Origin of the sequence: Nocardia sp. NPDC004168 (genome assembly GCF_040610355.1) — a bacterium.
In the GTDB taxonomy this organism is placed as follows: domain Bacteria; phylum Actinomycetota; class Actinomycetes; order Mycobacteriales; family Mycobacteriaceae; genus Nocardia; species Nocardia sichangensis.
Map to the genome: position 1 here is coordinate 108,069 of NZ_JBEXME010000017.1, position 25,426 is coordinate 133,494.

Consider the following 25,426-nt stretch of genomic DNA (forward strand, 5'->3'; position numbering starts at 1 on the left):
GCACAGCGTGTGGATCGAAGACGCGCACGATAGCGTGCGCGACCGACTTCGAATGCCCGACCCGTGAGCGGGGCACGGCGTCGGTCGGCCCCGCACCGAACGCGCGGGGCCGACCCATCGCATGCACCGGCGCCGTCCTGTGGCGGACAGCCCGGCGCCCAGGCGGACAGTCGCTTTCGTCGGCGCCGCTCACCGGGCCAGCGCGGGCTGCGGGGCGAAACGGCTGTCGGGGCGGGGCAGGCCGAAGTGGTCGCGCAGCGTGGTGCCGGTGTACTCGGTGCGGAACAGGCCGCGTTCCTGCAGGATCGGCACGACCGTCTCGGCGAAGATCTCCAGTCCGCCCGGGTAGTACGGCGGCATGACGTTGAACCCGTCGGCCGCGCCGTTGCGGAACCATTCCTCGATGGTGTCGGCGACCTGCTCGGGGGTTCCGGCGAACACCCGGTGGCCGCGCGCACCGGCGAGGCGGTGCAGCAGGCCGCGCACGGTCGGCCGTTCGCGCTGCACGATGCCCGCCACGACCTGCAAGCGGCTCTTCCCGTTGTCGGTCACATCGCCCGCCGCGTCGAACAAATCGACCGGGATCGGCTCGTCCAGCGGCAGGTGCCGCAGGCTGATCCCGACGATGCCCTCCAACTGGGCCAGGCCGTATTCCGGCACGGTGAGCTCGTTGAACTCCTGCTCCAATTTCTTGGCCGCCGCCTCGGTGTCGGCGATGAACGGGCTGATCCCCGGCAGGATCTTGATGTGCTCGGGGTCGCGGCCGAAGCCACGGGCCCGCTCCTTGATGTCGGCGTAGAACGCCTGGGCGTCGCTGAGCCGCTGATGCGCGGTGAAGATCGCCTCGGCGTACTTGCCCGCGAACGCCCGCCCGTCGTTCGACGCGCCCGCCTGCACCAGCACCGGGTGGCCCTGCGGCGTGCGCGGCGCGTTGAACGGTCCACGCACCCGCAGGTATTCGCCGGCGAAGTCGATCTGGTGGATCTTCTCCGGGTCGGCGTACACGCCTGAGGCCTGGTCCAGGACGATGGCGTCGTCCTCCCAGCTGTCCCACAGCGCCACCACGGCGTCGACGAATTCCCTAGCACGGGCGTACCGTTCGGCATGGTCGGGATGCTTGTCCAGACCGAAGTTCGCCGCGGCGAGATCGGTGCCGGTGGTGACGATGTTCCAGCCCGCCCGGCCGCGGGAGATGTGGTCCAGCGTGGAGAACAGCCTGGCCAGGTTGTAGGGCTCGTAGTACGTGGTCGACGCGGTGGCGATGAGGCCGAGATGCGTCGTCGCGGTGGCGATCGCGGTGAGCAGGGTGATCGGTTCCAGGCCGGAGGTCGCGTTGTGCTTCACGTTGTTGTGCAGGGCGGGTCCGTCGGCGAAGAACACCGCGTCCAGTTTCGCCGCTTCGGCGGTGCGTCCGATCTCCTGGTAGTAGGCGACGTCGTAGATCCGTTCGGGGCTGCTCGACGGATGCCGCCATGCCGCCTCGTGGTGGCCGGAGGGGTAGATGAAGGCGTTGAGGCTGAGTTGGCGCGGTGCGGTCATGAGGCTTTCTTCTCGTCGGTGGGCGTGTCGACGACGTCGACGCCCAGGCTGGCCAGCAGCAGGGAACGGTGCCGCAGGAAGGCGGGATCGCCGTGGCGGCGGGGGCGTTCCAGGTCGATGCGCTGGTCCACCGCGATGCGCCCGTCGTCGAGCACCAGGACACGGTCGGCCAGCAGCACCGCCTCGTCCACGTCGTGGGTGACCAGCAGCACGGCGGGCCGATGCTCGGCGCACAGGTCCTGCAGCAGTGCGTGCATCTTGATCCGGGTCAGCGCGTCCAGCGCGCCGAACGGTTCGTCCGCCAGCAGCAGCTCGGGTTCGCGCACCAGCGAACGCGCCAGGGCGACACGCTGTTGCTCGCCACCGGAAAGCTCCTTGGGCCAGGCCTTCTCCCGGCCCGCGAGCCCGACCTCGGCCAGTGCCGCGCGACCGCGACCGGCGGCGTCCGAACCTCCTAGACCGAGAGTCACGTTGTCGAGCACCCGCACCCAGGGCAGCAACCGGGAGTCCTGGAACACCACCGAACGCTCGGTGGGCACGCTCAATTCGCCGGAACCCGGCACGTCGTAGTCCAATTCGGCGAGCGCCCGCAGCAGCGTGCTCTTGCCCGAACCGCTGCGGCCGAGCAGCGCGACGAACTCGCCGCGCGCGATGTCGATGTCGATGTCGCGCAGCACCACCCGGTCGCCGAAGCCACGGCGCAGCCGCCGGGCGCGGACGACGTTCAATCCCCGAGTGTCTGCCGCCATGACAGCGCCTTCCTTTCCACCGCGCGCACCAGGATGTCGCCGAACAGGCCGAGCAGGCCGTAGATCACCAGGCCGACCACGATGATGTCGATCTGGCCGTAGGTGCGGGCCTGGGTCATCAGGTAACCGATGCCGCTGGTGGCGTTGACCTGTTCCACCACGACCAGCGCCAGCCAGGAGATCGTGACGGCCAGCCGCAGGCCGGTGAAGAAGCCGGGCAGCGATCCCGGCAGCGCGATCCGGCGGACGAATCCCCACCGCGAAAGTCCGACGGTCTGGGCGAGTTCCACATACCTGGCGTCGACGCTGCGCAGGTGCGCGTGCGTATTCAGGTAGATCGGGATCGCCACGCTGGTGGTGATCACCACCAGCTTCATTTCCTCGCCGATGCCGAACCACACGATGAACAGCGGAATCAGCGCGAGCGTCGGAATGGCGCGCTTGATCTGGATCGGCCCGTCCACCAACGCTTCACCGACCCGGCTCAGCCCGGCCAGCAGCGCCAGCACCAGGCCGATCGCGACACCGAGCCCGAGCCCGATCACGGCGCGCTGCACCGAGGTCAGCAGATTGCTCTGTAAACGGCCGTCGGCGAGCAGGTCACCGGCGGTCTCGGCGACCGTCCACGGCGCGGGCAGGGTCTCCGGATCCAATGCGCCCGTGGCCGAACCGGCCACCCAGGCGGCGATCAGCAACGCCGGTCCCACCGCGATGCCGAACGGGATGGGGCGGCCAGGACCGAGGCGCGGCCGGGTCGGTTTGCGTTTCGCCAGTATCGGTTCCGCCGTGGAGCGGCCGAGGCCGAAGCGGCGCAGCACCCCGGCGTCGAGGGTCGCCATCAGCGTGCCTTCGGTTCGAACGACGCGCCGCTCTCGGTGACCGCTTGCGTGATCGCGGCGTCGAAGCGCAGGTCGAAGCCGTTGGACGCCTGCACCTTCTTGGGCAGTTCGCCCGCCTTGGCGATGGCGTCGATGGTGGCCTGCTGCCGGTCGACCAACTGCTGGTCCAGATGCGGGAAGACGTAGGTGCCCAACGAGTCGACGATGCGCTTGGCGTCGTCGGCGCTCACCTTCTGGTTGTCCACGTAGTAGCGGCGCGCCCAGTCCTCCGGGTGGGTGTTGGCCCACTGGTAGGCGCGGACGAACGCGCCGACCAGCGCCCGGGTGGCGGCCGCCTTCGCCGGATCCCGCACGACCGCGCGGCGGGCGTACAGATAGGCGAGACCGCCGTAGAGACCTACGGTCTCGGAGTCGGGGACCAGCGAGGTGCCCGGCGTGCGCAGGAACCGGGTGACGTTCGGCTCGATCAGCGGCGCGACGTCGACCTGGCCGGTGCGCACGGCATCGAGGAACTCGGCCAGTTGCAGCCGGACCAGCTGCACGTCGGAGGTGGTGAGCCCGGCCTTGTCGATGGCGCGCAGCACGGCGGCCTGCTGTGCCGTGCCCTCCGCGTAGGCGATCTTCTTGCCCTTCAGATCCGCGAGCTTCGTCACCGACTTGCCCGGCGCCACCGCGAGTTTCAGGGCGGTGGTGCTGGTCTGATAGGACGCGATGATCGGGACGTCCTGCCCGGCCACCAAGGCGTGGATCGGCGGGACGTCGCCGACCTGGGCGACGTCGGCGGCGCCCGCCCGGAACGCCTCCAGGATGGCGGGACCGCCGACGAAGTTGGCGAACTCCACCTTGAACGGAAGCTTGTCGAGCTCGCCGGAGATGCGCAGCACCGATTGCAGGCGCTCGGATTGGTCGGCGACCACGAGGGTGGTGCCTGCGGGAACCTCGGTCGGCAGTGGTCCTTCGGCGGTGGGACCGACCGGCTTGTCGTCCTTCGCGCAGCCGGTGAGTCCGAGGGTCGCAACGGTCGCCACGGCGAGCAATGCGGCGGTCGCGCGGCCACGGAGGCCGGACCGGAACGTACTTGGTCGGAACATAAGGCGAATTAGAACAAGACGAAACCGGCGCGAAAACGGTTTGTCTCAGCCTGGTTCGAACCCCTCAGCGGGGCGGCGCTGCCACCGTCATCGACCGGACCTGCTGCTGGTAGCGCTGCACGAACGGCAGAATCTGCTGCTCGATCACCGTGTTGTATTCCCGGGGCCGCTGCATCGGATTCGCGTGCCCGGTGTTTCGCGCCAGCACCACCAGCAGCGTGCCGTCCACTCCGCCGGACCGCTCGATCAGCACCCGATGGGAGTACTCGACGTCGACCACGCGGTCGGCGCTCGCGTCGCGCGGCCGGATGAAGACGATGGCGGGCCGTGGCTTGTCGGCCACGGGCTGGGCGAGGGCGCGCAGGTCGTCCGTCGCGCCACCGGCCACGATTGCGGTGAACTGGGATTCGATCAGACCGTTGCTCGCCGCGTCGCGCGAGACGATCTTCTCCCGCATCACTTCCGCCAGCACCTGGCCCAGTTGGCCGAACCGGATGCCGGGCAGCCCGTCGCCCCGGTCGACGAAACGGTCCCGGCGAGCGTAGGTCTCCACGGCCAGCCGGAGCATGCGGCTTTCCCGCGCACCGGGCAGCCAGCCCATCCACCGCAGCATGTCCTCACCGCGCCCGCGACTTTCCGGACGGACCGCGTTCAGGTCGACCGGCGTGCAGTCCAGGATCACCCCGACCAGTCTGCGGTCGCTGTCCCGGTGGATGTGCTCGGCGACCTCCAGTGCGATCACGCCGCCCATGCTGTGGCCGACGAGCACGATGTTGCGCAGGCCCGACAGTTCGGCGGCGCGCACGACGAGGTCGGCGATCACCTTGGTGTCGATACCTTGATTGTCGTAGCGGATCGCCCACACCATGCCCATCCTGCGCAGAGCGGGCAGCGCGGCGGCGGTGTCACTGGCGTCGAGCCCGCCGAGCCCGACCAGATCCACCACGACGGTGTCCCAGTTCTGCGGGTCCACCGGCGGGGCGACGGGCAGGATGGCGGGCTCGGTGCGCGCCAGTCGCGCCTGTTCCGGCGCGACGTCGTACTTCCAGTACTGCGCGAACACCACGAGTCCGGCCAGCAGCAGTGCGGCCACCCGAAGCAGCGTCACCCTGGTGCGGCGCAACGTCTTCCACCCGTGCCCCAGGCTCGTGTCCCGCAGCCGAGATCGGCGTCGCGCGTCGTCCCAGTCGGAGACGGTGGACGGGTGCCTCTCGTCCATCGGCGACATCCATCCCACTGTAGGCACGGGTGCGGGCGGTCGCCATGAGCCCGCTATCGTTCAGCGTGCCGCCTCGGCCTTGGCCGCGAGTTTGCCCAGCGAGTTCCGCCGCCCGAGTTTGTTGTCGTCGAGCGCGATTAAGCTCGACAGACCGTCGGGTACCTCCTGGATGTCGGTGCCGCCCTCGACATAGTGCAAGGTAGCTGACAGTGTGCTCGTCGCCACCGACGGATCGCAGGTCGTGAATTCGATGATCTGCACCACGTGCTCGTGCGGGCCGCGCGAAATGCTGTGCGCGGTGGCCTTGCCGCTACCGTGGACTCGTCGCGCAAGCGAGCGTGATTCGGAACACGCCGACCTCCCCAGGTATCGAATTCGCGCACGTGTCCGGTCCTGCCGTCTGGCACCATTCACTGCCGCACCGCTTCCGCGCGCAGATGCCACCGAACACGGGTCGCGCGTCCGCACTCAGCGGGGTCACCGACACGTTCGGGGAGACTCGCGTCGCGGAAACGCCATCGATCAGCGGAAAGGCGACCAGGCGGGCTCGAACCAACCCGGGGCGGCGGCGATGAATCGCGCACGCTCCCAGCCGCCCGCGCCTTGCGGCACCGAACCCACCAGGTCGACGCCGCTGACGCGCGGCAGGTCGATGCGATTGCATTCGGCGGCGAGATCCGGTTCGGCGGGCCAAGAGCCGATCACCAGGCCTTGGCACCGCACGCCCGCCGATTGCAGTGCGCGGGTGGTCAGTTCGGTGTGGTTGAGCGTCCCCAGCCCGGCCGCGGTGACCAGCAGGACGGGCGCGCCGAGTTTCTGGGCGAGGTCGAGCAGGGTGAAATCGCCTAGGCGCACCAGCAATCCGCCCGCGCCCTCGACCAGGACGAGGTCGGCGTCGGTCAGGGAATCGACGGCGGCGGCGGTCTCGGCGAGTGTCAGCTCCGGCAGCCCGGCCCGGCGGGCGGCGGTGTCGGGCGCCAGCGGGTCCGGGTAGCGGGCGAGTTCGAGCGTGCGGGTGACGCCGGACAACCGTTGGATCTCCGCGAGGTCTCCGGGTTCGCCCACCGCGACACCGGTCTGGCCCGGCTTGCACACCGCCACCGAACGGCCGTTCGCCATCGCCGCGGCGGCGACGGCCGCGGTGACGACGGTCTTGCCGACATCGGTGGAGGTTCCGGTGATCAGCAGGACGGTCATGCCGGCACCCCCTCTCGCGCCTGCGCCAGCACTTCGCCGAGCACCGTCGCGATGGAGTCGAGTTCGGCCGGTGTGAGATTCGCCCGCGCGGTCAAGCGCAGTCGCGACGTGCCTTCCGGAACCGTCGGCGGACGGAAGCAGCCGACGTCCAGCCCGTGCGCTCGGCACGCCTGCGCGGCGTCGAAGGCCACTTGCGCCGGACCGAGCACGACCGACACCACCGCCGAAGGCGGCGCGGGCACACCGGCGATCCCGGCGATGTCCGCGGCGCGCGCCAGCACCCGCTCGGCCAGCTCCGGCTGGGCGCGCAGCACCCGCAACGCGGCCCGCGCGGCGCCGACGGCGGCGGGCGCGAGACCGGTGTCGAAGATGAACGTGCGCGCGGCGTCGATCAGGTGGGCGCGCACCCGGCCACTGCTCAGCACCACACCGCCCTGCGCGGCAAGGGATTTCGACAGCGTCGCGGTGATCACCAGATCCGGCGCCCCCGCCAGGCCCGACTCGTGCGCCAACCCGCGTCCGCCCGCCCCGCGCACACCGATGCCGTGTGCCTCGTCCACCACGAGCACCGCCCCGTTGGCCCTGGTCACCCGGTGCAGTTCGGTCAACGGCGCGAGATCGCCGTCGGCGCTGAACACCGAATCCGTGAGCACCAGCGCCCGTTCCTCGACGCGCTCCGACAGCAGCCGCTCCACCGCCGCGACGTCGCGATGCGGCGCGATCTCCACCCTGGCGCGGGAGAGCCTGCACGCGTCCACCAGCGAGGCGTGGCTGCCCGCGTCGGAGATCACCAGCGAGCCGCGCCCGGCCAGCGCGGTCACCGCGCCGAGGTTGGCCGCGTATCCGGAGGCGAATACGAGTCCCGCTTCGACGCCGACGAATTCGGCCAACTCGGTCTCCAGCAGTTCGTGCTCGGTGGTGGTGCCGGTGACCAGCCGCGACCCGGTCGACCCCGCACCCCAGCGGCGCACCGCCTCGATCGCGCCTTCGATCACCTCTGGGTGGCGCACCAGGCCGAGATAGTCGTTGGAGGCGAGATCGATCGACGGCGCCTGCGGGGCGCGCGGCCGCAGCTCGCGGCGCAGTCCCGCGGCCACGCGCGCGGAAGCGCGTTCGTCCAACCAGCTCAACGGATCGGTAGTCACAGCTCCGAAGCATACTTGAACACCGTTCAGGGCACTCTCCCGCAGGTCCGCTGGTACCGTTGAGCCCATCGTTGGTGGTGTCACCGGCCCGCGGTGACAAGCTGCACCGGGAGGTACACGGCCGGATGCCGCGGTGGGCGATAGTCGTCGAGGAAACAACGGGCTCGGGCGATCACAAGCGCTGGTCACCCCGAATCCTGACGGAAGTGGTCGGCACGCGCGCACAAGCGCTGGCGAAACTGGCCGGAGTGCTGCCCACCTACACCCCGGAGCATCCCAAGCTGCGCGGTCGCCGCGTCGTGCTCCGCGACGGTGACACCTATCTACTGATGGTGCGCGGCTGGTCGGACGACTACCACTGCATCTTCCGGGTGTGGGAGATGCTGTCCGACAGCGATCGTCCCGACCTCGCCGACGGCCGCCCTAATTCGTCCGATCGGCTCACGGACCGGTGAACCAGTTCGGCGTATCCAGCCGGAACACCTCGCCGGGCGTCAGCGAGCGCAGATCGCGCTCCAGTTCGGCCAGCCGATCCGCGCCGAGCAGTTCCGACCAGCGATCGTGGATCCGGTCGAACGTTCGCGCCGATCGGGTCAGCACGTCATCGGCGCGTTCGGTGAGCGTGTAGACCTTGCGCCGCGCGTCGGACGGATCGTGCCCGCGGCGAAGGTAGCCCAGCCGCTCCAACGCCTCGATATGCTTGCCCGCGGCCTGTTTCGAGACACCGAGCGCGCGCCCCAGGTCGGCGGCCGTGCAACCGTGCGGCCCGCCCGCGCGGCCGATCGCCTGGAAGACGAAGCCGTGCATCGGCCGCAACTCGGCGTGACCGTGCTCGGCCAGATCCGCGTGCACCTCGTCGATCACAGCCCGGAAGCCGAGCAGCATGCGCAGCGGCAGCTCATAGCCACCCCTGTCACTTGACATGATGGACAACCTCGTTGACTATATAGACAACCATGTTGTCTATTATAGAGGTGGTAGCCCGATGACCGTCATCCGACACTCCGACACCCGCCGCACCGAAACCCCTGGCGGTGTCATGACCACGCTCGCCTCCCCCACCCAGGGCGGCTCCGGACTCGCGGTGTGGCGGGTCGAGGTGCCCGCCGACACCGCGGGACCGCTGCACTTCATCGACGCCGAGCAGATCTGGACCGTCCTCGCCGGACGGCTCGACGTCACGCTCGACGGCACGGAACTCACCGCGGCCGAAGGGGATACGGTGATCCTCCCGCCGAACACGCTGCGACAGGTGCACACCGGCGACGGCTTCACCGCCATCGTCACCGCGCCCGCGGGGGCGCGGGCAGGCACACCGGACAGCGACGGCACCATCGTCCCGCCCTGGATCGCCTGACCGGTCACCGACCGATCCCCGCGGCGACCGCGGCGCGCATGCCGGCGGTGATCGTGGCGATGTCGCCGGACGTGCTGATGAACGGCGGCATGGTGTAGACGAGGTTGCGGAACGGACGCAGCCACACCCCGGCCGCCACCGCGGCGTCGGTCGCGGCGCGCATGTCGACCGGGTGGTCCAGCTCGACCACACCGATCGCACCGAGCACACGCGCCTCGATCACGCCCGGCAGCTCGCGCGCCGGGGCCAGGCCCGCAGCCAGCTCCGCTTCGATCCGGGTCACCTCGCCGCGCCAGTCGCGCGAGCGCAGCAACTCGATCGACGCGACGGCGACCGCGCAGGCCAGCGGGTTGCCCATGAACGTGGGGCCGTGCATGAGCCCGCCGTGCGCCGCGCTGATCGTCTCGGCGATCCGCGTGGTGCACAGCGCGGCGGCCAGGGTGAGGTAACCGCCGGTCAGCGCCTTGCCCACGCACATCACATCCGGGCTCACCCCGGCCAGGTCGGCCGCGAAAAGCGTTCCGGTGCGGCCGAATCCGGTCGCGATTTCGTCGAAGACGAGCAGCACCCCGTGCTCGTCGCACAACCTGCGCAGGTCGGCGAGATAGCCGGGATGATGCCAGCGCATCCCGCCCGCCCCTTGGACGATCGGCTCCACGATGACCGCCGCGAGTTCGCCCGCGTGCGCGGCGATCATGCGCTCCAGTTCCGCCGTGTATTCCGGGTGGTACTCGCTCGGCGGCACCGGCGCGAACAGCTGATTCGCCAGGATGTCGGTCCACAGCGAGTGCATGCCGCCCTCGGGGTCGCACACGCTCATCGGGGTGAAGGTGTCGCCGTGGTAGCCGCCGCGCCAGGTGAGCAGCCGCCGCTTCTCCGGCTTGCCCAGCGAACGCCAGTACTGCAGGCACATCTTCACGGCGACCTCGACCGACACCGAGCCGGAGTCGCACAGGAACACCTTGTCCAGCCCGGCCGGTGTCGATTCGACCAGCAGCTCGGCCAGCCGGGCCGCCGGCTCGTGGGTGAGCCCGCCGAACATCACATGACTCATCCGCCGCGACTGGTCGACCAGCGCGGCGTCGAGCACCGGGTGCCGGTAACCGTGGATGGCGGCCCACCAGGAACTCATGCCGTCGACCAGCTCGCGTCCGTCGGCCAGGGTCAGCCTGGTCCCCGCGGCGGCGGCCACCACCAGCGGTTCGGTCGTCGCGGGGAAGCCGCCGTACGGATGCCAGACGTGCTCGGCGTCGAGGGCGGTGATCTGGTCGGGGGTCAGTGCCACAGGAATCCTCGCGTCACGGCCCGGGTCTCCCCTGGGCGGCTTGAACACCGTTCAAGTTAGCAGCCGAGCAGGCGGGGCCCGCAAGGGTGGGCCGAGTTCGGCCGTTTCCCTACCCGGTGGCGACGCGGCGGAATATTCTTTGACAAAGTCAAAGATTGGAGCCGCCGTGACCGCTGCCGCGCCCGCCGACATCGCCGCCGTCCGCGAGTTCAACCGCCACTACACGCGCGTGATCGGCGTGCTGCGCGAGGGACTGCACGACAGCCGCTACTCGCTCACCGAGGCGCGGATCCTGTTCAAGCTGGCCGCCTCCGACGCCACCGAAGTGGTCGCGCTCCGGCACGCCCTTGACCTCGACGCGGGCTACCTCAGCCGCATTCTGGCCCGGTTCGAACAGTCCGGCCTGGTGCGGCGCAACCGCTCCGGCAGCGACGGCCGCCGCCAGGAGGTCCGGCTGACCGACCGGGGCAGGGAGATCTTCGCGACGCTCGATCAGCGCTCCAGTGACGAAGTGGGCGCGCTGCTCGACGCGCAGCCGCAAGCGACCCGCGCGCGCCTGATCACGGCGATGCGAACCATTCAGCAGATTTTGGACCGGCCCGCAGACGCACCTGCTTTCTCGCTGCGACGCCCGGGCTCCGGCGATTACGGCTGGGTGATCCAGCGTCATGCGGAGCTCTACGCGAACGAATACGGCTGGGACGCGAGCTACGAGGAACTGATCGTGCGCATCGTGGCCGACTACCTGACTTCCCGCGACGAGCAGCGCGAGCGCGCCTGGATCGCGGAATCCGACGGCCGCCCGGTGGGCAGCGTCTTCTGCGTTCGCGAGGACGACACCACCGCGCGCCTGCGGTTGCTCCTGGTCGAGCCGACCGTCCGCGGTCTCGGCGTCGGCTCGGCGCTGGTGGACGAATGCCTGCGCTTCGCCACGGCGGCGGGCTACCGGGAGATCGTGCTGTGGACCAACGACGTGCTCACCGCCGCGCGGCGCGTCTACCAGCGCGCGGGATTCGAGCTCGTCGACCAGAGCCCGCATCACAGCTGGGGGCACGACCTGGTCGGCCAGACCTGGCGGCGGTCGCTCACATCCGCGAAGTGAGCCGCGCGCCCGCTCACGAGCCGCTGCACGATGCGCCGGGTCGCATGCGCTTCCGCTATGTCGAGCACCACACGGCCCGTCGCTGTCAGTGATCCGTATCGACGCACCGCGTGCCGCGGCACCTCGGACGCGTCCGGCGAGGGCTCGCGTCACCGCAACCGCCGCTACGGATGAGCTCGCGACCACCGCGCGCCCCGCTCGGGGCAAGGCCGACGCGGCGTTGGGTCCGTTCGCCCGTGCTGTGCCGCGAGACTGCGCGGCGTTGCCACCGCGGGCCGTGCTCGGTGCTCGCACCATTCCCCGATGGCGCGAAAAATGCCTCGGACCTCGTTCGATCCGGTCACCCACAACCACCCGCACCGCTGGACGCCCGGCTGACGCTACTGTCGTTGCCATGGCTCAGCCCGACGCAGCGCCCGGTGACGCGGCACCTCTGGGTGTCTGGCCCGGCACCGCCTATCCCCTCGGGGCCACCTACGACGGCGCAGGCACCAATTTCTCGGTGTTCTCCGAGGTTGCCGACGCGGTCGAACTCTGCCTGATCGACGCCGACGGAGCCGAGAACCGGATCGCGCTCGACGAGGTGGACGGGTACGTCTGGCATGCCTACCTGCCCGGAATCGACCCTGGTCAGCGCTATGGATTCCGCGTGCACGGCCCATACGACCCCGACCGGGGGTTGCGCTGCGACCCGAGCAAGTTGCTGCTCGATCCGTACGGCAAGGCTTTCGACGGCGACTTCGACGATCACCCCTCGCTCTACACCCACGGGCTCGACTCGCTCGGCCACACCATGACCGGCGTGGTGATCAACCCGTACTTCGACTGGGGCGCCGACCGGCCGCCCAACCGGCCGTACCACGAGACGGTGATCTACGAGGCGCACGTCAAGGGCATGACGATGACGCATCCCGAGGTGCCCGAGGAATTGCGCGGCACCTATTCCGGCATCGCGCACCCGGCGGTCGTCGACCATCTGAAGGGGTTGGGGGTCACCGCGATCGAACTGATGCCGGTGCACCAGTTCCTGCAGGACCGCGTGCTGCTGGACCAGGGACTGCGGAACTATTGGGGCTACAACAGCTTCGGCTACCTCGCGCCGCACAGCGAGTACGCGACGATGGATCGCGCCGGGTCGGCGGTCACCGAGTTCAAGGCGATGGTGCGCGCGCTGCACGCGGAGGGCATCGAGGTGATCCTCGACGTCGTCTACAACCACACCGCCGAGGGCAACCACAACGGCCCCACGATCTGCTTCCGCGGCATCGACAATGCCGCCTACTACCGCTTGGTCGACGACGATCCGTCGCACTACATGGATTACACGGGCACCGGAAACAGTCTCAACGTGCGCCACCCGCACACCTTGCAGCTGATCATGGACTCCCTGCGCTACTGGATCCTGGAGATGCACGTCGACGGCTTCCGCTTCGATCTGGCCGCGACGCTGGCGCGGGAACTGCACGACGTGGACCGGCTGTCGACGTTCTTCGACCTGGTGCAGCAGGATCCGGTGGTGAGCCAGGTCAAACTCATCGCCGAACCGTGGGACGTCGGCGAGGGCGGCTACCAGGTGGGCAATTTCCCCGGCCTGTGGACGGAGTGGAACGGCAAGTACCGCGACACCGTGCGGGACTACTGGCGCGGCGAACCGGCGACGCTGGGCGAGTTCGCCTCTCGGCTCACCGGTTCCTCGGACCTGTACGAGGCCACCGGCCGCAGGCCGAGCGCGAGCATCAACTTCGTCACCGCGCACGACGGGTTCACGCTGCGGGATCTGGTGTCCTACAACGAGAAACACAACGCGGCCAACGGCGAGGACAACCGCGACGGCGAGAGCTGGAACCGCTCCTGGAACTGCGGTGTCGAAGGCCCGACCGACGACCAGGACATCCTCGCCCTGCGCGACCGGCAGAGCCGCAACCTGCTGGCCACGCTCATGCTCAGCCAGGGTGTGCCGATGCTGGCGCACGGCGACGAGATGGGCCGCACCCAGCACGGCAACAACAACGTCTACTGCCAGGACTCGCCGCTGGCCTGGATGGACTGGTCGCTGCGGGAGAAGAACGCCGATCTGCTGGAGTTCACCCGCGCGGTGGTCGCGTTGCGCACCCGGCACCCCGTCTTCCGGCGCCGTCGCTTCTTCGCGGGCGGCCCGGTCCGTTCGGCGGACAACGCCCGCGACATCGCCTGGCTCACCCCGTCCGGCGAGGAGATGACCGGGGCGGACTGGGACAGCGGATTCGGCAAGTCGCTGGCGGTCTACCTCAACGGCGAGGCGATCCCCGAGCCGGGCCCGCGAGGCGAGCGGATCACCGACGACTCGTTCCTGTTGTGTTTCAACGCCCACGACGCGGCTATCGACTTCGTGCTACCGAGCACCGGCGACGGCGCGGAATGGTCGGTGGCACTGGATTGCTCGACCCCGACCGGCATGACCGACGCCAGGTATCCCGGCGGCGCGGCCGTCACCGTCGAAGCTCGCTGTCTCCTCGTCCTCCGCCAGGCCGCCTGACCCGAATGCCGATGAACGCACCCGATCCCACCGAGATGCACGTGACCGACCCGGTGTCCCTCCGACGCAAGCCCGCCCGCCAGACGACGATCCGCAGCGCCTACCGGCTACAGCTGCGACCGGACGCATTGACCTTCGCCGAGGCCCGCGCCATCGCGGAATACCTTCAGCAGCTGGGCATCTCGCACCTGTACCTGTCGCCGATCCTGACCGCGGCGCACGGTTCGACGCACGGTTACGACGTCACCGACCCGACCACGGTCTCCGCCGCCCTCGGCGGGCCGACGGGGCTCAAGGCACTCGCCGACGAGGTGCGCAGCCGCGGCATGGGACTGATCGTCGACCTGGTGCCCAATCACGTCGGCGTCGCCGATCCGCGACAGAACGCCTGGTGGTGGGACGTGCTGCGGAATGGCCAGGAGTCGCGGTTCGCGCCGTATTTCGACATCGACTGGAGCCCCGGCAACGGCGCGGGCGGCAGGCTGGCGCTGCCGGTGTTGCAGAGCGAGAACGACCCGGCCGCCCTGACCGTGGACCGCACCGGCGCCGAGCCGATGCTCGCGCTGCACGATCTGCGTTTCCCGATCGCGCCCGGCACCGACGGCGACAACGCCCTGCGCATCCACGACAAACAGCACTACCGGTTGGTGAGCTGGAAGGCCGGGCTGTGCACCTATCGGCGTTTCTTCGCGGTGAGCAGCCTGGCCGCGATCCGTCAGGAGAACCCGGAGGTCTTCGAGCTCACCCACCGCGAGCTCGCCGCGTGGTGCGAGCACGACTTGATCGACGGCGTGCGGGTCGACCATCCGGACGGTCTGGCCGATCCCGCCGGTTACCTCACCCGGCTGCGCAGACTGATCGGCCCGCACCGGCTGTTGCTGGTGGAGAAGATCCTGGCCAACCGCGAGCCGCTGGACGCGACGCTGCCCATCGACGGCACCACCGGCTACGAGGCGCTGGCCGACTTCGGCGGCGTGCTGATCGATCCGCGCGGGGAGCACGCGCTCACCGAACTCTCGCGCCGGGTGGCCGGGCACGGCAGCGACCGGGCTTGGATCGGCGAGACCGAACACCGGATCAAGCGCGCGGTCGCGGAAACCATTCTGACGCCGGAGGTCCGGCGGCTGGTGGCCGCGATCAAACAGGACGCGAACGCCGAGAGTTTCGACACCATGGCGCTGACCAACGCCACCATCGAGGTGCTGGCGTTCATGCCGGTCTACCGGGCCGACTACGCGCCGCTGTCCGGGATGACGGGCGCGGTGATCGCCGAGGTGGAGAAGCGCAACAGCGAACTCACCGCGCCGCTGGCGGTCCTGGTCGCGGCGCTGGCCGCCGACGGGGCCGCGGCGATGCGCTTCAGCCAGGTCTGCGGCGCGGTGACCGCGAAGGCGGTCGAGGACACCATGTTCTATCAGGCCGCGCGGCTGGTCTCGTTGCAGGAGGTCGGCGGCAACCCGGCGCGCTTCGGCCACTCGCTCAACGAGTTCCACCTGTCCAACAGCCAGCGCGCGCAACGCTGGCCCGCCACTCTGACGACGCTGTCCACGCACGACACCAAGCGCGGGGAGGACGTGCGCGCCCGCATCGGCGTGCTGTCCCAGGCCGCGGAGACCTGGGCGCGCAACGTCGACTCCTGGTTGGAGACCGCCCCCGCGCCGGACGGTGCGACGGCGTTGTTCCTGCTGCAGAACATGTTCGGGGTATGGCCCGCGGACGGGCGACCGGCCGCATCGGTGCCCGGCCTGCGTGAGCGTGTGCACGCGTTCGCCGAGAAGGCGATGCGGGAGGCCAACAGCAAGACCTCCTGGGAGGAGCCGGACGCCGAGTTCGAGGCCGCGGTGCACGCGTGGCTGGACGCGGTGATCGATGGCCCGGTGGGCTCCGAACTCGGCGACCTGGTGCACGAACTGGCCCCGCACGCCTGGTCGGACGCCTTGTCGCAGAAGCTCTTACAGCTGTGCGGGCCGGGCATCCCGGACGTCTACCAGGGCTGCGAGCTGTGGGAGGACTCCCTCGTCGACCCGGACAACCGCAGGCCGGTGGACTTCGCCGCCCGTGCGGGCATGCTGCAATCGCTCACCGGCACGCCCGCGCTGGACACCACCGGCGCGGCGAAGATGTGGATCGTCGCCTACGCGCTGTGGTTGCGCCGCGAACGTCCCGAATGCTTCGTCGGCGGCACGTACCGGCCGCTGTTCGCCACCGGCGACCACGCGTCCAAGGTGGTGTCCTACGCCCGCGGCCGCGCGGGCGAGGCCCCCGAGGTCATCGTCGCCGCCACCCGCCACAGCGTGAGCCTGGCCGAGACCGGCTGGAGCGACACGTTCATCGACCTACCCGCGGGCAGCTGGACAGACCGGCTGACCGGCCACACCTTCCAGGGCCGGGCCAGGCTCGAGAAGATGTTCGCCAGGCTGCCGGTCGCGCTGCTGGTGCGCTGACGGCTCGGGCACGGGCGCACCCGCCTGCTCGAGTTTCTTGGAGAACACCCCGCGGATCTGCTCGAAAGCCGCTTCCGGGATCACACCGCCCAGTTCTTCGCGCCAGCGTCGCAGATTCGCGGGATGGTAGTCCAGCGCGTCCTGCGCGCTCGCGGACAACCGCACGCCCTGATCGGTGGGCATGGACATCCGGCGCCAGGAATCCCAGTGGAACCGGCGACTGCGCGGATTACGCAGCGTCCGAACCACGTTCAGGACGCGGTAGCCGATGCTCAGGGAATCGTGCAGCCGCATGTGGTCGCCGTCGGTGTGGTCGCAGCGCTTCGACAGCGCCGCCAGCCGGTCCCGGTCGAAGGCCAGCCCGACCGACTCCGCCTCCCGGACCATCCACTGCAGCGTGATGTCGGACAGGCCGCATTCGGTGTAGCCGCCACCGATGTCGCTGTGCACGCCGGGGAACCACACCTGCTTGACTCGCTCGAAGCCGCGCCGGTACTTCACCGTCGGTTCGACCGGCACCTCCCACACGGCCGGTTCGAAGTTGCGCCGCCGCTCGTCGATGGCCAGCGCCTGGCGGGCGCAGTGCACGTGCCGGGAGAGTTTGACGTCGTGGAAGCGGTGCCGCAGGGAGGTGATGCCAGGGACGCCGAGCGCGCCGACAGTGTCGAACACGCCGAGGAAATCGATCTTCGCTCGGTGACAATGCTTCCGGCGGAATTCCTGCCACTGCTCGGGCTCGGCCGGATCGGGGTTCTCCCGCGTCGGCGCGGGCGGTCGCTGCCGATAGATGTTCAGGGCGTCGGGGTACTTGCCTTCGATCATCGCTTCGGGGGTCATGATCCCGACACGGTTGATCAGGCCGGCCAGGCTGCGGGCGGTGAAGGCGCCGCGGCTGAAGCCGAAGATGTAGATTTCGTCGCCCTTCTCCCAGTTCAAGGCCAGATGCCAGTAGGCGGACGACAGGTTCGCCTCGAGTCCGAGTCCGAAGGCGCCGCCCATCAGGCGATCGCTGAGGAATCCGCGGGCACCTGGGCCGGAGACGTAGGTGACCCACTGCTGGATCGTCTCCCCCGCCGGTCCGGGCGCATCGAACCGGATCGTCTGCGCGATCTTGACTATGTTCGAAACCGTGCTGCTCGATTCGGCCTTCCAGGTGCCGTCGCAACACACAACCAGACGTTTCATGCGCTGATCCTCCCGCCGGCATCCCACCGAAACCCGCGTATTCGACTACTCGAATTCATCGCCTGCGGCGGGGAAGCGTTAATGCGGGGCGCGCTACGGCGTGCCGCCGGGCCCCTCGCCGAGACCCGCGACCGCCATGCCGATCAGCCACCGCGCCGCGCCGAGCGCTGCCGCGACGAGTACCGCGAGTTGCAGCGATCCGGTGATCAGGGCCAGGACGAGGCAGGTCACCAAGCCGACGACCAGTGCGTCGAGCTTGTATACCGGCCACGCGCTACCCGCGATGTCGATCGTGGTGCCGCGCGCCGAAGAGTGAACGACCGCCATCTCCTCAGGGTAGTCGGAATTGGAAGTTCGGGCCAGCGAACTTTTTGTCGCCGGGAACACAAGTAATCGCCGCGGCGTTGCCGCAGATATGCCACTGACAGGTGAATACGAACCGAGTACATCCGACTGGGCCCGCGAACAGGCCGAGAAGTACGAGAACTCCGGCGGCACCGAGGGCGCGACCTTGCAAGGTGTGCCGATCATCCTGCTCACCACCAAGGGCGCGAAGAGCGGCAAGCTGCGCAAGACGCCGCTGATGCGGGTGGAGCACGACGGCGAGTACGCCGTGGTGGCCTCGCTGGGCGGCGCGCCGAAGCATCCCGTCTGGTACCACAACATCAAGGCCGAACCGCACGTCGAACTGCGCGACGGCACGGTCAACAAGGACTACACCGCCCGCGAGGTGTTCGGCGACGAGAAGGCGCAGTGGTGGGAGCGCGCGGTCGAGGTGTGGCCGGATTACGCGAACTACCAGACCAAGACTGATCGTCAGATCCCCGTCTTCGTTCTCACCCCGCAGTAGCTTCTGCGCAGGTAGCCCGCGTGTCACCGCCACCCGCCGCAGCTCGCCGCCGCGGCGGGTGGCAGCATATTCGGGGTGTCCGATCCGCTTGATGTCCTCGACGCACTGACCGCTTCTCGTCCCGCCCTCACCGCGGACGAGATCGACGCTGCCGCCAAGCGAATTGCCGACGTCATTGATCCGACCCCGCTACAGCGCAGCGAGCGGCTGTCCAAGCTGACCGGGGCGAACGTCTATCTGAAGCGCGAAGATCTCAGCGCGGTCCGCTCCTACAAGCTGCGCGGCGCCTACAACCTCGTGGTCCAGCTGACCGAGCGGGAACGCGCCGCCGGCGTGGTCGCGGCCAGCGCGGGCAACCACGCGCAGGGCGTCGCGTTCGCCTGCCAGGCGATGGGGATCAAGGGCCGTATCTACGTGCCGACCACGACGCCGAAGCAGAAGCGTGACCGCATCCGGGTGCACGGCGGGGAGTTCGTCGAGCTCATCGCGGTCGGCGAGACCTACGACGCCGCCGCGGCGGCCGCCGCCGCCGACGTGGAGCGCACCGGCGCGACCATGGTGCCGCCGTTCGACGACACCCGCACCGCGGCCGGTCAGGGCACCATCGCCGCGGAGATCCTGGAACAGCTCCCCACCACCCCTGACCTGGTGATCGTGCCCGTGGGCGGCGGCGGCTGCCTGGCGGGCATCGGCACCTACCTGCGCGCCCGATCCCCGCGCACCGCCATCCTGGGCGTGGAGCCCGCGGGCGCGGCCTCGATGACCGCGGCTCTGGTGGCGGGCGGCCCGGTCACGCTGCCGGAGATCGATCCGTTCGTCGACGGCGCCGCGGTCCGCCGGGTAGGCGCCGTGCCGTACGCGGCGGTGTCCGGATTCGGCGGGCGCGTGGTTTCGCACGCCTCGCTGCCGTTGCTGACCACCACCGAATCCCCCAGGGGCGCGGGCACTTTCCAGATGATGCAGGTCGACGAAGGCGCGATCTGCACGACCATGCTCGACCTGTACCAGAGCGAGGGCATCATCGCCGAGCCCGCGGGCGCGCTCACCACGACGGCGCTGGCGGAGATCACCGTGGAGCCGGGCTCCACGGTGGTGTGCCTGGTGTCCGGCGGCAACAACGACGTCTCCCGCTACGGCGAGATCATCGAGCGCTCGCTCGTGCACAGCGGGCTCAAGCACTACTTCCTGGTGGACTTCCCGCAGGAACCCGGCGCGCTGCGCCGCTTCCTCAACGAGGTGCTCGGCCCGGAAGACGACATCACGCTGTTCGAGTACGTCAAGCGCAACAACCGGGAGACGGGCGCGGCGCTGGTCGGCATCGAACTGGGCGCCCCCGACGGGCTGGCGCCGCTGCTGGAACGGATGCACCACTCCCCGATCCAGTGCGAGCGCCTCGAGCCCGATTCACCGGCCTACCGCTACCTGACCTGAGCCCGACTCCGGCGGTCAGGCGGCCTCGGGCGTCTGACCGACCGGTATCCGACTGCCACGCAGCCTGGGGCCTCCGCGCGACCGCAATCCGACATGCCACGCAGCCTCGAGCCTCCGCGCAGCCGGGATCCGACGTGCCACGTGGCCTTACGCGTCTGCGCAGCCGAAATCCGACGCGTCACGCAGTCTCGGGCGTCTGCGCAGCCGGGATCCGAGGTGCTACGCAGCCTCGGGCCTCCGCGCGACCGCAATCCGACATGCCACGCAGCCTCGAGCCTCCGCGCAGCCGGGATCCGACGTGCCACGTGGCCTTACGCGTCTGCGCAGCCGAAACTCGACGCGTCACGCGGCCTTGGGCGTCTGCGCGGCCGGGATCCGGCGGCGGGACGAACGCAGGCAGTTCAGCATGAGCGGCAGCAACCAGAACGCTGCCGACTGGTCGTAGCTGAGCTGCGCGACGGAGAGCCGGTTGTGCACGAAGCCGACCGACAGGCCCAGCCGGGGTTCGGCCCAGCCGAAGGAGCCGCCGAGGCCGATGTGCCCGAACCCGGCGTGGGCGCCCGGCATCGGCAGCGAGTGGTAGCCCAGACGCCACATCATCGGCAGGTAGAACAGCGCGCGATCGGGCTGGTAGGTCTCGACGCGACGCAGCGCCTTCATGGTGCGGCGGCCGAGGTACCTGTGGTCGGCCACGGTGCCGTCGCCCGCGAGCGCGCCGTACATGGTGGCCAGTGCCGGCGCGGTGGCCACACCGTTGCCCGCACCGAGTTCGGTGTCCAGGATCGGCGGGCTGACGCCCTCGAGGATGCCTTCCAGACCGGGCAGGAACAGGCAGCGGGTGGCGGCACCCAGCGCGCCGGGAATCCGGTGGCTACGGCCGAGAACCGCGGCGCCGAGCGGCTTTCCGAGCGCACTCAGCTGGGTGCCCGCCAGCGGGGCGTAGGTGATCGGCGCACCGGCGGGCGGCCTGCCCAGGTGCAGCCCCTCGATGCCGAGCGGCTCGGCGACCTCGGTGCGGATCAGCTCGGCCAGGCCGGTGCCGGTGATCGCGCGCGTCAAGCCTCCGACCAGCCAGCCGAAGGTGAGCGCGTGGTAGGTGGGAACGCCGAGCAGGCGGTCGGGCTTGGCCGCGGCCAGGCGCTGTTCCATGAGTTCGTGGTCCAGCACGTCGGCCAGGCCGCCGGTGGCGATCGGGGCCAGCGCGGACAGTCCCGCCCGGTGGGTGAGCAGATGACGAATGGTGATCTTGTGCTTGCCGTTGGCGCCGAACTCCGGCCAGTACTCCGCGACCGGAGCGGAATAGTCGAGCAACCCGCGGTCGGCGAGACGGTGCACGACGGTGGCCGCGATCCCCTTGGTGGCCGAGAAGATGATCGTGCCGGTGTCCCTGGTCCACGGAACGTCACCGCCGGAGCCGACCCAGATGTCCACCAGCGGCTCTCCGTGCCGGTGCAGCGTGAACGCCGCCCCCGCGCCCCGGCGATTGCCGAACGCCCGTGCGAAAGCGCGCACGAACGGTGCGAATTCGGCGGCAGCGCTGCCACCCATCCCCGGGGGAAGAACCGCAAAGTCCCCGGAAGCGACGTTGCTCATCTCTCCACGGTAATGGCATGGGACGATTCCGGCAAAGTACCTGTCTCGGACAGTTGTACGCCCGTTACCGGGCGAGTGCCCGAAAGGCCGCCGCGAGCTGGGGTTCCACGCGCTCAGCGCGGGCCGGGCGGCGCCGTCTCCAGCAGGGTGAACGAGTGGCCGGGAACGGTTGTGGCGGAACGGCCGATCGTCGGGGATTCCCAGGACAGCAGCGGAAGCCCCGCGATCGGCACCGCGACCTGGTCCTCGCCGAGGTTGCACACCAGGGCCAGTGTGCCCCGGCGCACGACGATCCACCGCGCGGACTCGTCGTAGTCCACCGAAACGTGGGTCAACCAGGGATCGCTGAGCTCCGCACGATCGCGGCGCAGGGCGAGCAGGGCGCGATAGCACGACAGCAGCCGGGCGTGGCCCGGCTCGTCGGCTTCCGTCCAATCGAGTTTGGAGCGCAGGAACGTTTTCACATCCTGCGGGTCGGGCACCTCGCCCTCGGGCCAGCCGTGCTGGGCGAACTCCTTCTTGCGCCCGGATGCGGTGGCGGCGGCGACATCCGGGTCGGTGTGCGAGGTGAAGAACTGGAACGGTGTGCGGGCGCCCCACTCCTCCCCCATGAACAGCATCGGCGTGAACGGTCCGCACAGCACCAGGGCGGCCTTGATCGCGAGCTGGCCGTCGGTGAGATAGGCGCTCGGGCGCTCGCCCAGCGCCCGGTTGCCGATCTGGTCGTGATCGCAGGTGTAGGCCAGCAGCGCGCTGCCCGGGATCAGGCTGCGATCGATCGGGCGGCCGTGCGTGCGGCCACGGAAACTGGAATACGTTGCGGCGTGGAAGAACCCGTGCTTCAACGTGTGGGCCAGGCAGCGCAGGGAACCGAAGTCCGCGTAATAGCCCTGCCGCTCACCGGAGACCGCGGTGTGCACGGCGTGGTGCAGGTCGTCGTTCCACTGCGCGGTCAGGCCGTAGCCGCCCGCCGCGCGCGGGGTGATCAGCTTCGGATCGTTGAGATCGCTCTCCGCGATGAGCGTCAGCGGCCTGCGGACGTGGGTGGCCAGGCGCTCGGTCGCGACGGCGAGTTCGGCCAGCAGGTGGGTGGCGGTGCGGTCGACCAGGGCGTGCACCGCGTCCAAGCGCAGCGCGTCGATGTGGAAATCGCGCAGCCAGCGCACCGCGTTGTCGATGACGTACCCGCGCACGTGATCGGACTGCGGGCCGTCGAGATTGAGGCTCTGCCCCCAGGTGTTGCGGCCCTCGGTCAGGTAGGGCGCGAAGCGCGGCAGGTAGTTCCCGGACGGGCCGAGGTGGTTGTAGACGACGTCGAGGCAGACCGCGAGCCCGCGGGCATGACAGGCGTTCACGAATCGTTGCAGGCCGTCGGGCCCGCCGTAGCTCTCCTGCACCGCGTACCAGAGCACGCCGTCGTAGCCCCAGTTGTGCGGGCCATCGAAGGCGTTCACCGGCATCACTTCGACCACGGTGACGCCCAGCCCGACCAGGTGGTCGAGCCGTTCGATCGCGGCGTCGAAGGTGCCTTCCGGGGTGAAGGTCCCGATGTGCAGTTCGTAGTAGACCGCCCCGGCCTGCGGCCGACCGGTCCACGCCGCATCGGTCCACCCCGCCGGATCGAGGGTGTGCAGCGCCGAGCGGGCGTGCACGCCGTCGGGCTGGCGCGGCGAGCGGGGATCGGGCAGCACGGTCGGATCGTCGTCGAGCAGGAAGCCGTACCTGGCGCCGTTCGCGGCGGGCACGTCGGCGCACCACCACCCATCCGGCGACCGCGTCATCGAATGGACGACACCCTCCAGATCCAGTCGCACCGACTCCGGCCGCGGTGCCCAGACTTCGAACACAGTCACCGCGCCAGCATCCCACGGGCACGCCCGGTCCGCCCGATACGGACACCAGTCTCAGGCGCAGCGGCGCGTACGGTCCCGGCTTCCTGACCGGCTGGCCGGAGCCGCTTCCCTCGGTCCCGTGCAGCCACTGGGGCCGGGTCGAGCAGAGGACCGCAAAGGCGCGGAAATCTGTCGGGCTGGGGCCGTGTAGCCCTGTCCGCAATGGGCGATGCCTGTCAGAGTGAAGACGTGGGTGCCTATGCCGAGTATGTGCTGCCGCGGATCGTCAACCGGTCCTGCGGGTTGCGGGAGTTGGCTCCGCTGCGCGAGCGGGTGTGTGCCGGACTGCACGGACAGGTCGTGGAACTCGGTTTCGGTTCGGGACTGAACGTCCCGTTCTACCCGGCGGGGGTCGCGTCGGTGCGCGCGGTCGAGCCCGCCGATCTCGGCTGGCGGCTGGCGAGCGAACGCGTCGCCGCCGCCACCGTGCCGGTCGAGCGGGCCGGGCTGGACGGGCAGGCGCTGCCCTTCCCGGACGACGCCTTCGACTGCGCGCTGTCGACCTGGACGATGTGCACCATCCCCGACATCGCCGCCGCGCTCACCGAGGTGCGCCGGGTGCTCGTCCCCGGCGGGACCTTGCATTTCGTCGAGCATGGGCTTGCGCCCGACGAGAAGGTGCGGGCGTGGCAGAACCGGCTGAACCTGGTCCAGAAACGACTGTTCGGCGGCTGCCACCTCAACCGCGACATTCGCGGCCTGGTGACAGACGCCGGTTTCGAGATCCGCGACGCCGAGTCGTTCTACGGGGAGCACGCTCCCCGCTTCCTGGTCGCCCAGACGCTCGGTGTCGCGGTGTCGCCCTGAGGACTCAGACGATGCGCACCGACAAGGTGTAGGTCGCGTTGCCCCGGCTCGGCGCTACCGAGATCGTGTAGTAACCGTTCTGCGGCAAGGTGATCCGGCTCCCGGTCTCCTCGGCGCACAGCACGCGTCCGTCCGGGGCGGTGGCGCTGAACCGCGCGTTGCCCTCGACCGAGGTGAGTTCGGTGGTCAGGGTCTGCCCCGCCCGCGCCTCGAGCACGTAGGTGTCGGCGTCGCCGCGCACGACCGCTCCGCCGACCGACGCGTGATCGCTTCCCGGCGCGAACTCGATCAGCTCGACCGCGCCCGCGTTCGCGGCGCCCGCGCCGACCGTCGCGACGGCGAACGCGGGCACGAACAGCGTGACGCCGAGAACGAGCAGGCGCAGGGTGCGCAGGATGGCTTGCATGATGATCCTCGTTTCCTGGAGTGGACTCGCTCAGAACTATCCGCGAGCCCGCCTATCGGACGCTTAACAGCCGCTTGGACTCCGGAACAACGCTGGCCAGAAGGCCCTTCGAAGTATATTGGAACGAGCTGTTCAAAACTGTGCTAGCGTAAACCCATGCCACGACCCAGAACCTTCGACGAGGACCGCGCGGTGGACGCGGCGATGCACGCGTTCTGGCGCGCGGGATACGAGGCGACCTCCACCGAAGACCTCTGCGCAGCGACCGGCCTTGGCCGCAGCAGCATCTACAACACCTTCACCAGCAAGCGGGATCTGTTCGGCCGCGCCCTGCGCCGCTACATGGCGACCAAGAACGCCGCGACGTTCGACCTGCTCGACAGCGAGACGGAGGTGCGTGCCAAGATCCGCACCCTGCTGTGGCAGATCGTCGATGCCCCGGAGGAGGACCCACTCGGCTGCCTCGTGGTCAACTCGACGATCGAACTGGCCCCGCGCGACCCCGAACTGGCCGCCGTTCTCGCCACCGATTACCAGCGACGACTCGCCGTGCTGACGGACGTGTTCGAGACGGCCAGGCGCGCCGGTGAGATCGCGCCGGACAAACAACCGACCGCCTTGGCGCACTTCGTGATCGCCACGATCGGAGGGATGCGGGTGGCCGCACGCGGCGGCGCGGACCGCGAGACGCTCGCCGCCATCGCGACCACCGCCCTCGACGCCCTCTGAGACTTGTCGGCTTCGGCGACGCCCTTGCCGCGCCCTAATTTTGGATAGATC

At 69.7% G+C, this 25,426-nt stretch carries 24 protein-coding genes; 9 read left to right on the top strand and 15 right to left on the bottom strand.

Annotated features, from left to right (window positions below; genetic code table 11):
- Window positions 1-189: 189 nt before the first annotated feature.
- The 8 genes from ABZW96_RS26360 to ABZW96_RS26395 form a co-directional block, all read right to left on the bottom strand.
- Entirely contained in the window at window positions 190-1,539 is a 1,350-nt protein-coding gene (locus ABZW96_RS26360) for an LLM class flavin-dependent oxidoreductase (protein WP_355078295.1), read from the bottom strand.
- Window positions 1,536-2,288: an ABC transporter ATP-binding protein gene (locus ABZW96_RS26365; RefSeq protein ID WP_355078296.1), complete on the bottom strand. Its 753-nt coding sequence runs from the start codon at window positions 2,286-2,288 to the stop codon at window positions 1,536-1,538. Before ABZW96_RS26365 ends, ABZW96_RS26360 begins: the two co-directional genes overlap by 4 nt.
- Window positions 2,264-3,127, bottom strand: a complete 864-nt coding sequence (locus ABZW96_RS26370) for an ABC transporter permease (protein ID WP_355078297.1) — start codon at window positions 3,125-3,127, stop codon at window positions 2,264-2,266. Before ABZW96_RS26370 ends, ABZW96_RS26365 begins: the two co-directional genes overlap by 25 nt.
- Window positions 3,127-4,218, bottom strand: a complete 1,092-nt coding sequence (locus tag ABZW96_RS26375) for an ABC transporter substrate-binding protein (RefSeq protein ID WP_355078298.1) — start codon at window positions 4,216-4,218, stop codon at window positions 3,127-3,129. Before ABZW96_RS26375 ends, ABZW96_RS26370 begins: the two co-directional genes overlap by 1 nt.
- Window positions 4,219-4,282: 64 nt before the next feature.
- A complete protein-coding gene (locus tag ABZW96_RS26380) occupies window positions 4,283-5,446 on the bottom strand; it encodes an alpha/beta hydrolase (protein WP_355078299.1) in 1,164 nt (387 codons plus the stop codon).
- A gap of 51 nt (window positions 5,447-5,497) precedes the next feature.
- Window positions 5,498-5,698 carry a hypothetical protein gene (locus ABZW96_RS26385; RefSeq protein WP_355078300.1) on the bottom strand — a complete coding sequence of 67 codons (201 nt, stop codon included), beginning with the start codon at window positions 5,696-5,698 and terminating at the stop codon, window positions 5,498-5,500.
- Between the two features lie 261 nt (window positions 5,699-5,959).
- Window positions 5,960-6,634, bottom strand: coding sequence for a dethiobiotin synthase (gene bioD, locus ABZW96_RS26390; protein WP_355078301.1), 675 nt, complete (start codon window positions 6,632-6,634; stop codon window positions 5,960-5,962).
- Window positions 6,631-7,779, bottom strand: coding sequence for an 8-amino-7-oxononanoate synthase (locus ABZW96_RS26395; RefSeq protein ID WP_355078302.1), 1,149 nt, complete (start codon window positions 7,777-7,779; stop codon window positions 6,631-6,633). Before ABZW96_RS26395 ends, bioD begins: the two co-directional genes overlap by 4 nt.
- A gap of 59 nt (window positions 7,780-7,838) precedes the next feature.
- Here ABZW96_RS26395 and ABZW96_RS26400 point away from each other — a divergent pair, with 59 nt between their 5' ends.
- Window positions 7,839-8,234: a hypothetical protein gene (locus ABZW96_RS26400; protein ID WP_355078303.1), complete on the top strand. Its 396-nt coding sequence runs from the start codon at window positions 7,839-7,841 to the stop codon at window positions 8,232-8,234.
- On the opposite strand, the gene ABZW96_RS26405 is transcribed toward ABZW96_RS26400, so the two are convergent.
- Complete coding sequence (locus ABZW96_RS26405; RefSeq protein WP_355078304.1) at window positions 8,221-8,703, bottom strand: MarR family winged helix-turn-helix transcriptional regulator; 483 nt, start codon at window positions 8,701-8,703, stop codon at window positions 8,221-8,223. The genes ABZW96_RS26400 and ABZW96_RS26405 overlap by 14 nt on opposite strands.
- Window positions 8,704-8,764: 61 nt before the next feature.
- Between ABZW96_RS26405 and ABZW96_RS26410 the strand changes: the two genes are divergently transcribed.
- Entirely contained in the window at window positions 8,765-9,136 is a 372-nt protein-coding gene (locus ABZW96_RS26410) for a cupin domain-containing protein (RefSeq protein ID WP_355078305.1), read from the top strand.
- 4 nt (window positions 9,137-9,140) lie between these two features.
- Here ABZW96_RS26410 and ABZW96_RS26415 read toward each other — a convergent pair whose 3' ends face one another.
- Window positions 9,141-10,421, bottom strand: coding sequence for an adenosylmethionine--8-amino-7-oxononanoate transaminase (locus tag ABZW96_RS26415; protein ID WP_355078306.1), 1,281 nt, complete (start codon window positions 10,419-10,421; stop codon window positions 9,141-9,143).
- 166 nt (window positions 10,422-10,587) lie between these two features.
- Here ABZW96_RS26415 and ABZW96_RS26420 point away from each other — a divergent pair, with 166 nt between their 5' ends.
- The 3 genes from ABZW96_RS26420 (at window position 10,588) to treY (ending at window position 16,482) form a co-directional block, all read left to right on the top strand.
- Window positions 10,588-11,523, top strand: coding sequence for a helix-turn-helix domain-containing GNAT family N-acetyltransferase (locus tag ABZW96_RS26420; RefSeq protein WP_355078307.1), 936 nt, complete (start codon window positions 10,588-10,590; stop codon window positions 11,521-11,523).
- Window positions 11,524-11,917: 394 nt separating this feature from the next.
- Window positions 11,918-14,038, top strand: coding sequence for a glycogen debranching protein GlgX (glgX, locus tag ABZW96_RS26425; protein ID WP_355078308.1), 2,121 nt, complete (start codon window positions 11,918-11,920; stop codon window positions 14,036-14,038).
- Between the two features lie 35 nt (window positions 14,039-14,073).
- The gene (gene treY, locus ABZW96_RS26430) at window positions 14,074-16,482 is read left to right on the top strand and encodes a malto-oligosyltrehalose synthase (protein WP_355078349.1); all 2,409 of its coding nucleotides are present in this window, start codon (window positions 14,074-14,076) and stop codon (window positions 16,480-16,482) included.
- On the opposite strand, the gene ABZW96_RS26435 is transcribed toward treY, so the two are convergent.
- Both ABZW96_RS26435 and ABZW96_RS26440 read right to left on the bottom strand, forming a co-directional pair.
- Window positions 16,375-17,667 (bottom strand): DUF2235 domain-containing protein, encoded by a 1,293-nt coding sequence (locus ABZW96_RS26435; RefSeq protein WP_355078309.1) that lies wholly within the window; start codon window positions 17,665-17,667, stop codon window positions 16,375-16,377. The genes treY and ABZW96_RS26435 overlap by 108 nt on opposite strands.
- Before the next feature lie 93 nt (window positions 17,668-17,760).
- On the bottom strand, window positions 17,761-17,994 hold the full coding sequence (locus tag ABZW96_RS26440) for a hypothetical protein (protein ID WP_355078310.1): 234 nt from the start codon (window positions 17,992-17,994) through the stop codon (window positions 17,761-17,763).
- An 88-nt stretch (window positions 17,995-18,082) separates the two neighbouring features.
- Here ABZW96_RS26440 and ABZW96_RS26445 point away from each other — a divergent pair, with 88 nt between their 5' ends.
- Both ABZW96_RS26445 and ilvA read left to right on the top strand, forming a co-directional pair.
- Entirely contained in the window at window positions 18,083-18,517 is a 435-nt protein-coding gene (locus tag ABZW96_RS26445; protein WP_355078311.1) for a nitroreductase family deazaflavin-dependent oxidoreductase, read from the top strand.
- A gap of 75 nt (window positions 18,518-18,592) precedes the next feature.
- On the top strand, window positions 18,593-19,948 hold the full coding sequence (gene ilvA, locus ABZW96_RS26450) for a threonine ammonia-lyase IlvA (RefSeq protein ID WP_355078312.1): 1,356 nt from the start codon (window positions 18,593-18,595) through the stop codon (window positions 19,946-19,948).
- A gap of 342 nt (window positions 19,949-20,290) precedes the next feature.
- Here the strand turns inward: ilvA and ABZW96_RS26455 are convergent, their stop codons facing one another.
- Together ABZW96_RS26455 and treZ are read right to left on the bottom strand one after the other, a co-directional pair.
- A complete protein-coding gene (locus ABZW96_RS26455; RefSeq protein ID WP_355078313.1) occupies window positions 20,291-21,541 on the bottom strand; it encodes a serine hydrolase domain-containing protein in 1,251 nt (416 codons plus the stop codon).
- A 113-nt stretch (window positions 21,542-21,654) separates the two neighbouring features.
- Complete coding sequence (gene treZ / locus ABZW96_RS26460) at window positions 21,655-23,394, bottom strand: malto-oligosyltrehalose trehalohydrolase (protein ID WP_355078314.1); 1,740 nt, start codon at window positions 23,392-23,394, stop codon at window positions 21,655-21,657.
- A 228-nt stretch (window positions 23,395-23,622) separates the two neighbouring features.
- On the opposite strand from treZ, the gene ABZW96_RS26465 reads away from it, so the two are divergent.
- The gene (locus tag ABZW96_RS26465; protein ID WP_355078315.1) at window positions 23,623-24,240 is read left to right on the top strand and encodes a class I SAM-dependent methyltransferase; all 618 of its coding nucleotides are present in this window, start codon (window positions 23,623-23,625) and stop codon (window positions 24,238-24,240) included.
- A gap of 4 nt (window positions 24,241-24,244) precedes the next feature.
- Here the strand turns inward: ABZW96_RS26465 and ABZW96_RS26470 are convergent, their stop codons facing one another.
- A complete protein-coding gene (locus ABZW96_RS26470) occupies window positions 24,245-24,646 on the bottom strand; it encodes a hypothetical protein (protein WP_355078316.1) in 402 nt (133 codons plus the stop codon).
- Between the two features lie 156 nt (window positions 24,647-24,802).
- Here ABZW96_RS26470 and ABZW96_RS26475 point away from each other — a divergent pair, with 156 nt between their 5' ends.
- Complete coding sequence (locus ABZW96_RS26475; protein WP_355078317.1) at window positions 24,803-25,375, top strand: TetR/AcrR family transcriptional regulator; 573 nt, start codon at window positions 24,803-24,805, stop codon at window positions 25,373-25,375.
- Window positions 25,376-25,426 lie beyond the last annotated feature (51 nt).

Excerpts from the sequence above, each read along its gene's own strand:
- ABZW96_RS26360 (WP_355078295.1), bottom strand. The coding sequence starts at position 1,539 with ATGACCGCACCGCGCCAACTCAGCCTCAACGCCTTCATCTACCCCTCC.
- ABZW96_RS26365 (WP_355078296.1), bottom strand. The coding sequence starts at position 2,288 with ATGGCGGCAGACACTCGGGGATTGAACGTCGTCCGCGCCCGGCGGCTG.
- ABZW96_RS26370 (WP_355078297.1), bottom strand. The coding sequence starts at position 3,127 with ATGGCGACCCTCGACGCCGGGGTGCTGCGCCGCTTCGGCCTCGGCCGC.
- ABZW96_RS26375 (WP_355078298.1), bottom strand. The coding sequence starts at position 4,218 with ATGTTCCGACCAAGTACGTTCCGGTCCGGCCTCCGTGGCCGCGCGACC.
- ABZW96_RS26380 (WP_355078299.1), bottom strand. The coding sequence starts at position 5,446 with ATGTCGCCGATGGACGAGAGGCACCCGTCCACCGTCTCCGACTGGGAC.
- bioD (WP_355078301.1), bottom strand. The coding sequence starts at position 6,634 with ATGACCGTCCTGCTGATCACCGGAACCTCCACCGATGTCGGCAAGACC.
- ABZW96_RS26405 (WP_355078304.1), bottom strand. The coding sequence starts at position 8,703 with ATGTCAAGTGACAGGGGTGGCTATGAGCTGCCGCTGCGCATGCTGCTC.
- ABZW96_RS26410 (WP_355078305.1), top strand. The coding sequence starts at position 8,765 with ATGACCGTCATCCGACACTCCGACACCCGCCGCACCGAAACCCCTGGC.
- glgX (WP_355078308.1), top strand. The coding sequence starts at position 11,918 with ATGGCTCAGCCCGACGCAGCGCCCGGTGACGCGGCACCTCTGGGTGTC.
- treY (WP_355078349.1), top strand. The coding sequence starts at position 14,074 with ATGCACGTGACCGACCCGGTGTCCCTCCGACGCAAGCCCGCCCGCCAG.
- ABZW96_RS26435 (WP_355078309.1), bottom strand. The coding sequence starts at position 17,667 with ATGAAACGTCTGGTTGTGTGTTGCGACGGCACCTGGAAGGCCGAATCG.
- ABZW96_RS26440 (WP_355078310.1), bottom strand. The coding sequence starts at position 17,994 with ATGGCGGTCGTTCACTCTTCGGCGCGCGGCACCACGATCGACATCGCG.
- ABZW96_RS26445 (WP_355078311.1), top strand. The coding sequence starts at position 18,083 with ATGCCACTGACAGGTGAATACGAACCGAGTACATCCGACTGGGCCCGC.
- ABZW96_RS26455 (WP_355078313.1), bottom strand. The coding sequence starts at position 21,541 with ATGAGCAACGTCGCTTCCGGGGACTTTGCGGTTCTTCCCCCGGGGATG.
- ABZW96_RS26470 (WP_355078316.1), bottom strand. The coding sequence starts at position 24,646 with ATGCAAGCCATCCTGCGCACCCTGCGCCTGCTCGTTCTCGGCGTCACG.
- ABZW96_RS26475 (WP_355078317.1), top strand. The coding sequence starts at position 24,803 with ATGCCACGACCCAGAACCTTCGACGAGGACCGCGCGGTGGACGCGGCG.